6 protein-coding genes are annotated in these 8203 nt (G+C 71.2%); 5 read left to right on the top strand and 1 reads right to left on the bottom strand.

The genetic code is table 11. The features are described from left to right. Positions 1–91: 91 nt before the first annotated feature. Complete coding sequence (locus ACWDAG_RS25805; RefSeq protein WP_450697930.1) at positions 92–2392, bottom strand: beta-xylosidase/alpha-l-arabinosidase; 2301 nt, start codon at positions 2390–2392, stop codon at positions 92–94. Positions 2393–2544: 152 nt separating this feature from the next. On the opposite strand from ACWDAG_RS25805, the gene ACWDAG_RS25800 reads away from it, so the two are divergent. The 5 genes from ACWDAG_RS25800 to ACWDAG_RS25780 all read left to right on the top strand — a co-directional run bounded on the left by ACWDAG_RS25800 (position 2545) and on the right by ACWDAG_RS25780 (position 8200). Beyond that, entirely contained in the window at positions 2545–3606 is a 1062-nt protein-coding gene (locus ACWDAG_RS25800; protein WP_450697929.1) for a LacI family DNA-binding transcriptional regulator, read from the top strand. Between the two features lie 111 nt (positions 3607–3717). Then, entirely contained in the window at positions 3718–5067 is a 1350-nt protein-coding gene (locus tag ACWDAG_RS25795; protein ID WP_450697928.1) for an endo-1,4-beta-xylanase, read from the top strand. A 155-nt stretch (positions 5068–5222) separates the two neighbouring features. Continuing rightward, positions 5223–6185 carry an LCP family protein gene (locus ACWDAG_RS25790; RefSeq protein ID WP_450697939.1) on the top strand — a complete coding sequence of 321 codons (963 nt, stop codon included), beginning with the start codon at positions 5223–5225 and terminating at the stop codon, positions 6183–6185. Between the two features lie 106 nt (positions 6186–6291). After that, complete coding sequence (locus tag ACWDAG_RS25785) at positions 6292–7707, top strand: FG-GAP and VCBS repeat-containing protein (RefSeq protein ID WP_450697927.1); 1416 nt, start codon at positions 6292–6294, stop codon at positions 7705–7707. A gap of 136 nt (positions 7708–7843) precedes the next feature. Further along, positions 7844–8200 carry a YciI family protein gene (locus ACWDAG_RS25780; protein WP_450697926.1) on the top strand — a complete coding sequence of 119 codons (357 nt, stop codon included), beginning with the start codon at positions 7844–7846 and terminating at the stop codon, positions 8198–8200. Positions 8201–8203 lie beyond the last annotated feature (3 nt).

Here is an 8203-nt window from a genome sequence, read left to right as displayed (position 1 = left end):
TCCGGTCCGGCAGCAACGGCTCGATGCGTGCCCACTGGGCGTCAGTCAACGACACACCAGACCAACGATCCGATGATCTGAAGGAAACGGCCTAGGGCCGGTGGACCCGTGCCTCGCAGCGGAGGCGGCGGTCGGGGCCGAGGACACGTACCGGTCCCGTCAGGTTCAGTCGGGCCGTGTGGCGTACGTCCGCGCTCGATGCCGCCAACCGCAGTTCCAGGGCGCCGGGTTCGACCACCCGGGCTCCCGAGCGGTCGGTGAAGGCCGACAGGTCGGCGTGGAAGGAGAAGGTGACGTCGGCCGACTCGCCCGGCTCCAGCTCCAGCCGCCGGTAGCCGATCAGGCGGACGTCCGGGCGGGTCACCGAGGCCACCGGGTCGTGCAGGTAGAGCTGTACGACCTCCGCGCCCGCGCGCTCGCCCGTGTTGCGGACCGTGACCGTCACGTCGTACGAGCCGTCCGTGCCGATCTCCGCCCCGGTGGACCCGGACTCCCACGCGAAGGTCGTGTACGAGCGGCCGTGGCCGAAGGCGTACAGCGGGGTCGGGTCGAGGTTGCTGACCTCGCCCGCCAGGCCCAGCGGGGGCTGGAGATACGTCCACGGCTGACCGCCCGGGACCCGCGGGACGCTCACCGGGAGGCGGCCCGAGGGGTTCACGCGGCCCGACAGCACTCCCGCGACCGCCGGGCCGCCCTCCTCCCCGGGGAAGAAGGCCTGCACCACCGCGGCCAGCCGTCCGTGCCAGCGGCCCAGGGCGTACGGCCGCCCGGTGAGCAGGACGAGGACCACGGGCACCCCGGTGGCGACCAGCGCGTCCAGCAAGTCGCCCTGCACGCCCGGGAGTCGGAGGTCCGTCACATCGCAGCCCTCGCCCGAGGTGCCCCGGCCGAACAGGCCCGCGCGGTCGCCGAGGACCGCCACGCACACATCCGCCTCCGAGGTCCGCGCCACCGCCTCCTCGATCCCCGACGGGTCCGGGTCCGAGGTGTCGCAGCCCTGGGCGAACGTCACCTTGGCGTCCGGGAGTTCGGTCCGCAGCGCCTCCAGGACGGTCGGGATCTCCACGCGCATGGGAACGTCGGGGTGGTGGGCCAGGACGTGGGAGGGGAAGGAGTAGCAGCCGAGCATCGCCAGCGCGTCGGCCGCGCGCGGACCGACCACCGCGATACGGGTGTCGGGCGCGAGGGGGAGGGCGCCGTCCGGGTTGTCCAGGAGCACCACCGACTCCTCGGCCAGCCGGCGGGCCAGGGCCCGGTTCGCGGCCGAGTCCAGGTCGATCGTGGTGGCGGGCTCGGGGTCCCAGTCCTCGTCCAGGAGGCCCAGCTCGCACTTCTGGAGCAGCACCCGGCGGGCCGCGCGGTTCACCAGCGCCTCGGGTACCGCGCCCGCCCGCACCGCCTCCAGCAGCGGTTTTCCGTAGCACTTGAGCGTCGGCAGCTCCACGTCGATACCGGCCGCCAGCGCCGCGTGCGCCGCCTCGGCGGGGGAGCCCGCCACCCGGTGCAGGGTCTCCAGGAAGCCGATGCCGAAGTAGTCCGCCACCACCGTGCCGGTGAACCCCCACTGCTCGCGGAGGAGTCCGGTCAGCAGGGACGGGTCCGCGGAGGCCGGGATGCCGTCCGTGTCGGTGTACGCCGCCATGACCGAGCGGGCGCCGCCCTCGCGCAGCGCCAGCTCGAACGGCGGCAGGGTCACGTCCGCGAACTCGCGGATGCCGGCCCGGACGGGCGCGAGATTGCGGGCGCCCGCCGAGGACGCGTACCCGGCGAAGTGCTTGAGCGTGGCGACGATCCCCGCGGACTCCAGACCGCGCACATAGGCCGACCCGATGGTGCCCACCAGGTACGGGTCCTCGCCGATCGTCTCCTCGACCCGGCCCCAGCGCGGGTCCCGTACGACGTCCAGGACCGGGGCGAGGCCCTGGTGCACCCCGGCCGCGCGCAGGTCGCCGCCGATGGCGCGGGCCATCTCCTCGACCAGCGGCGGATCGAAGCTGGCGCCCCAGGCCAGCGGGACGGGGTAGGCGGTGGCGCCCCAGGCCGTGAACCCGGCCAGGCACTCCTCGTGTGCGACGGCCGGGATGCCGAACCGGCCCGCCCCGGCGATACGGCGCTGGGCGCGGGCCAGTGCCTGCGCGCCCAGCGCCGGGTCCACGGGGGCGGTGCCGTAGGAGCGGGTGAGCTGGCCCAGGCCGTGGGTGATCAGCTCGTCCCAGTCGTAGTCGGCGGTCATCTCGCTCTGCAGGGGGGCGACTCCGTCGCCGTCCGTGGCGGCGCCCACCCACACGCCGTACAGCTGGGCGGTCTTCTCCTCCAGGGTCATCCGGGAGAGGAGGTCGTCGACGCGGGCGGCGGCGGGCAGGGCGGGGTCACGCCAGGGGGCGGTGGTCATGAAACTCCTGCTCTGGTCGAGTGGGGGTGGCCCTCTCACGGACGCTGGCAAACTCTGGCGACGAATGTTTCGTTATGTATATCGAATGTTCCGGGAACCTAGGCCGGTCCGGAGGCTTCGTCAAGAGGTCGCGCAGGGATACGATCGCCGCCATGACACCCCCGGAGCCCGTTGAAACGCGGACGACAGCCCCGACGACGGGCCGGTCGACACAGACCGCGACGCTCGCCGAGATCGCCCGCGAGGCCGGCGTGTCCGCGCCGACTGTTTCGAAGGTCCTCAACGGCCGCGCCGACGTGGCCCCCGCCACCCGCGGCCGCGTCGAGGCCCTGCTGCGCGCCCACGGCTACCGGCGCAGGCGCGCCGAGGCGAGCCGCTCGCCGCTGATCGACCTGGTCTTCCACGAGCTGGAGAGCGCGTGGGCGATGGAGGTCATCCGGGGCGTGGAGAACGTGGCCCGGGACGCGGGGCTCAGCGTGGTGCTGAGCGAGAGCGCCGGGCGGCTGACACCGGGGCGGACCTGGGCGGACCAGGTCGCCGCCCGCCGCCCGCACGGGGTGATCCTGGTGCTGTCCGGGCTCGACGAGTCCCAGCGGGCGCTGATGACCAGCCGGTCCATCCCGTTCGTGGTGATGGACCCGGCCGGTGACCCCGGCGTCGACGTCCCCTCGATCGGCGCGACCAACTGGCAGGGCGGTCTCGCCGCCACCCGGCACCTGATCGAACTCGGCCACACCCGCATCGGTGCCATAACGGGGCCGTCCCGCATGATGTGCAGCCGCGCCCGCGTCGACGGCTACCGCGCCGCGCTGGAGACCGCGGGCCTCCCGGTCGACCCGGCGCTGATCGCGACCGGGGACTTCCACCACGAGGCCGGCTACCGGCAGGGCCTTCAGCTGCTGCGCCGCCCGGACCGGCCCACCGCCGTCTTCGCCCTCAACGACCTCCAGGCGCTCGGGCTGTACGAGGCCGCGCGCGAACTGGGCCTGCGCATCCCCGAGGACCTGAGCGTGGTCGGCTTCGACGATCTGCCCGTCGCCCGCTGGGTGGGGCCGCCGCTGACCTCCGTACGGCAGCCGCTGACGGAGATGGCGGAGGCGGCGGCCAGGCTCGTCCTCGACCTGGGGCGGGAGGACCAGACGCCCGCGGCGACCCGGGTGGAGCTGGCGACCAGCCTGGTGGTGCGCAGCAGCACGGCACCGCCGCCTGCGTGATGTACGTGTCCTGGGTGGCCGGAAGTTGATGTATTGACGGGTGATGCGGGCGCCCCCACACTCCTCCGAAGCCAATCGGTTACACGACCGAAACTTTCGGAGGCGGCCGCGATGAGATCTCTGAGAACCGGCTCAACCCTGGCGGCACTCGTCACCGGCGCAGCGCTGCTGTTCACGGCGCCCGCGGCACACGCCGCCGACACCCCGCTGCGCGACCTCGCCGCCGCCAAGGGCAAGGTCATCGGCACGGCGGTGACCGGCTCCAAGCTCACCGGGACGTACGGCGACCTCGCCGGGGCGCAGTTCAACTCGCTGACTCCCGGAAACGCCATGAAGTGGGGCTCGATCGAGCCCGCCCGGGGCAGCTTCGACTGGACGGAGGCCGACCGGATCGTCGCCTTCGCGCAGGCCCACAACCAGCAGGTGCGCGGCCACACCCTGGTCTGGCACAACCAGAACCCCAGCTGGCTGACCAACGGCTCCTGGACCTCCGCCCAGCTCAGCAGCCTCCTCCAGAACCACCTCAGCACCGAGGTCGGCCGCTACAAGGGGAAGATCGCCGCCTGGGACGTGGTCAACGAGCCCTTCAACGAGGACGGCACCTACCGCTCCACCCTCTGGTACAACGGCCTCGGCGCCGACTACATCGCGAACGCCTTGACCTGGGCACACGCCGCCGACCCGGCCGCCAAGCTGTACATCAACGACTACAACGTCGAAGGCGTGGGCGCGAAGTCGACCGCCCTGTACAACCTGGTGAAGGACCTCAAGAGCCGGGGCGTCCCGATCGACGGCGTCGGCCTGCAGGCGCACCTGATCCTCGGTCAGGTGCCGTCCTCGTTGCAGCAGAACATCCAGCGCTTCGCCGACCTCGGCGTCGACGTGTCGATCACCGAGCTGGACGTGCGCATGGCGCTCCCGGCGGACAGCACGAAGCTCGCCCAGCAGGCCGCCGACTACAAGTCGGTGCTGAACGCCTGCGTGGCGGTCACCCGGTGCGCGGGCGTCACCGTCTGGGGCTTCGCCGACTCCGACTCCTGGGTGCCGAGCACGTTCCCCGGCTACGGCGCGGCGACGCCGTACGACGAGGACTACGCGCCGAAACCGGCGTACCACGCGATCGCGGAGGCGCTCGGCGGTACGACGACCCCGCCGCCCAGCGGTGCCTGCACGGCGACGTACAGCGTGACGAGCCAGTGGAACACCGGGTTCACCGGCCAGGTGACGATCGCCTGCTCGGGCGCCTCGCTGTCGTCCTGGAAGGCGAACTGGACGTTCGGCGCGGGCCAGCAGATCACCCAGGCCTGGAACGCCACCTGCAGTCAGTCGGGTACGGCGGTGACGTGCACGAACGCTTCCTACAACGGCTCGGTGCCGGACGGCGGTTCGGTGAGTTTCGGGTTCAACGGGTCCTGGAGCGGCAGCAATCCGATCCCGGCGGTGACGCTGGGCGGAGCGTGAGAATTTCCGAAGAAAACCGTTTCACGCCGTCGTCACTAACAATCCCCTAATAATTCGGACTTACGTTCCTGCCCGTGACGGGACACGACGACAGGGCAGACGCGGGCAGACCCAGGGGCCGGCGGTCGACCGTACTGAAGATCGCCGGCCTCACCATGGCGGGCCTGCTGGTGCTGGGCGGGGGCGCGGCGGGCTGGGCGTACTGGCATCTCAACAACAACATCAAGAGCGTCGACATCAACCAGGCGCTCGGCGACGACCGCCCGGCGAAGGCGGTGATCACGCCCTCGCCGTCCGCGTCCCCCCTTCCGACCGGCTCCCTGAACATCCTGGTGCTGGGCTCGGACTCGCGCAGCGGCAAGGAGAACAAGGCGCTGGGCGGGGGCAGCAGCTCCGGCGCCCGCTCCGACACGGCGATGGTCGTGCACATCGACGCGGGCCGTAAGCAGGCCACAGTCGTCAGCATCCCGCGCGACACGCTCGTCACCCGTCCGTCCTGCCCACTGAAGTCCGGCGGGTCGACGGCGGTGGCGTACCACTCGATGTTCAACAGCGCGTACTCGGTGGGCGGCGCGGTGTGCGCCGTGAAGACCGTCGAGTCGATCACCAACGTCCGTATGGACCACTACATCGAGATCGACTTCTCGGGCTTCGCGAAGCTGGTGAACGCACTGGGCGGTGTGACGGTGACGACCGATCAGGACATCAATGACGACGACAGCCATCTGCATCTGAAGGCGGGCACCCACACCCTGAACGGCAAGCAGGCCCTGGCCCTCGCCCGCACCCGGCACGGCCTGGGCGACGGCAGCGACCTCGGCCGCATCGGCCTGCAGCAGAAGCTGGTGAAGGCGCTGCTGGAACAGATCTCCGCGACGAACCTGTTCACCGACCCCGCCAAGCTGTACACGGTGGCCGAGGCGGTGACCAGCAGCCTGACCACCGACACCGGCCTGGACTCGCTGAGCGAGCTGGTCGGCCTCGGCGAGAGCCTGAAGGGCCTTTCCGCGGACCGGGTGAGGACGGTGATGATGCCGGTGGTGACCGCGCCCTCGGACCCCAACAGGGTGGTGGCGAAGGAGCCCGCGGCGAGCGAACTCTGGGAGTCGCTCCGCTGAACTCTCGCTGACGTGTCCACCGAAAAACTGGACGACTGCTGCAACCAGCGGGCGTCCAGGGGTGTCTGTTGCGGTGACCACACTGCAGTAACCAGGGGGAACACCGATGTCCAACTCGCGTTCGTACAAAGCTTGGTCCGTGCCGCTGATCGCCGGAGTGCTCGCGCTCGGCGGGATCCCCGCCCTCGCGGGCAGCGCCGCGGCCGCACCGCAGTCCGTCCACAGCGTCAAGGACGACTTCAACGGCGACGGCTACAAGGACCTCGCCGTCGGCGCCCCGATCGCCACCATTGACGGCAAGCAGGGGGCGGGCTACGTCACCGTCATGTACGGCGGCCCGCACGGACTGACCAAGGACCACCGCACCGTCATCAGCCGCTCCACCAGCGGAATCCCGGGCGATCCCGCCGCGGGCGAGAACTTCGGCTACCAGCTGTCCACGGGGGACCTGGACGGCGACGGGCGCACCGACCTGATCATCGGGCAGGCCTCCTCGACCCGGGACGCGGTCGTCGTCTGGGGCGGCCAGAACGGCCTGTCCGGCGGTGTGTCCGTGCCGGCCGCGACCACCCAGGCAGGAGACTTCGACGGCGACGGCAAGCAGGACCTGGTCCTGTTCCGCGGTGGCCGCGCCTCGGGCGACGACCCGCTCGGCACCAAGGCCACCGTGTGGCGGGGCCCGATCTCCCGGGCCGGGAAGCCGGCTGCCACGCAGGACTTCGGCTCGACCAGGGTGGACCCCTTCGACGTGATGTACGCGGCCGCCGGAGACGTCAACGGCGACGGCCGCGACGACCTCGCGCTGACCGTCTACACCGGTGACGGCGGCATCGGCTCCCAGCTCTACCTGGCAGGCGCCTCCCAAGGAGCCTTCACGTTTGCCGCCTCCCCCGAGGGCAGCGGCCAGGTGGCCTTCGGCGATGTCAACGGCGACGGCTTCGACGACATCGTCCGGGGCGTCCCGAACGACTCCACAGTCACCGTGGCCCTCGGCTCGGCCTCCGGTCTGAAGCCGTCGTCGACCTGGAAGTCGTACAGCCAGGACACCGAAGGAGTCCCCGGCGCCAAGGAGGAGGAGGACGCCTTCGGCTACGCGGTGACCGCCGGTGACGTCAACGGCGACGGCTACGCCGATGTGGCCGTGGGCGCGCCCGGCGAGAAGCTCGGCGACAAGGACGGGGCGGGCATGGTCGACGTCCTCTACGGCGGCCGCGACGGTCTGACCGGCACCGGCGCCCAGGGCTTCAGCCAGGACACCGACGGCGTTCCCGGTGCCGCGGAGGCCGGCGACAACTTCGGTGACGCGGTCAGCCTCCTCGACATCAACGACAACGGCTACGCGGACCTCGCGGCCGCGGCGTCCCGCGAGAACCAGGTCGAAGGCGGGAACAGCGGTGAGGGGGCGGTCTGGTCGCTGCGGGCGCGTCCGACGGGCATCGTGACGGACGCGGCGTTCACCTTCGGACCCCGCACGGTCGGGGCACCGGTCGAGAGGGCGTCGTTCGGCAGCTCGCTGTCGTAGCAGGTCAGGCCCACACGTGAGGGGCCGGGAAAAATCTCCGAAGAAATCCGCGGGGTCTGTCGATCCCGGCCTCTCCCGATCGACGCACTGGTGAGAGGCCGGAACGGACCGGCCCCGTAGCGATCGAGGAGTCACCATGCCGCGTTACCTGTCGCTCGTGAACATCGACGAGAAGACCGCGCCCGCGGAGGGCCCCAGCCCCGAGCTGATGCAGCGGATGGGCGAGCTGATCGAGGAGATCACCAAGGCCGGAGTCATGCTCGACACGGCCGGGCTGACCCCGTCCTCCCAGGGCACCCGCGTGCACTGGGAGGACGGGCAGATCTCCGTGACCGACGGCCCCTTCACCGAGTCCAAAGAGGTCATCGGCGGCTACGCGATCATGCAGTGCAAGGACATGGCCGAGGCCCTGGAGTGGACCAAGCGGTTCCTGAAGGTGCACGAGGAGTTCTGGACGGTGACCTGCGAGGTGCGGGAGATCGCCGAAGGCTGAGCG

The sequence above is a fragment of the Streptomyces sp. NPDC001157 genome (genome assembly GCF_053598255.1).
The sequence above is the reverse complement of the archived record's forward strand: the minus strand, read 5'-3'. Positions and strand labels throughout refer to the sequence as shown.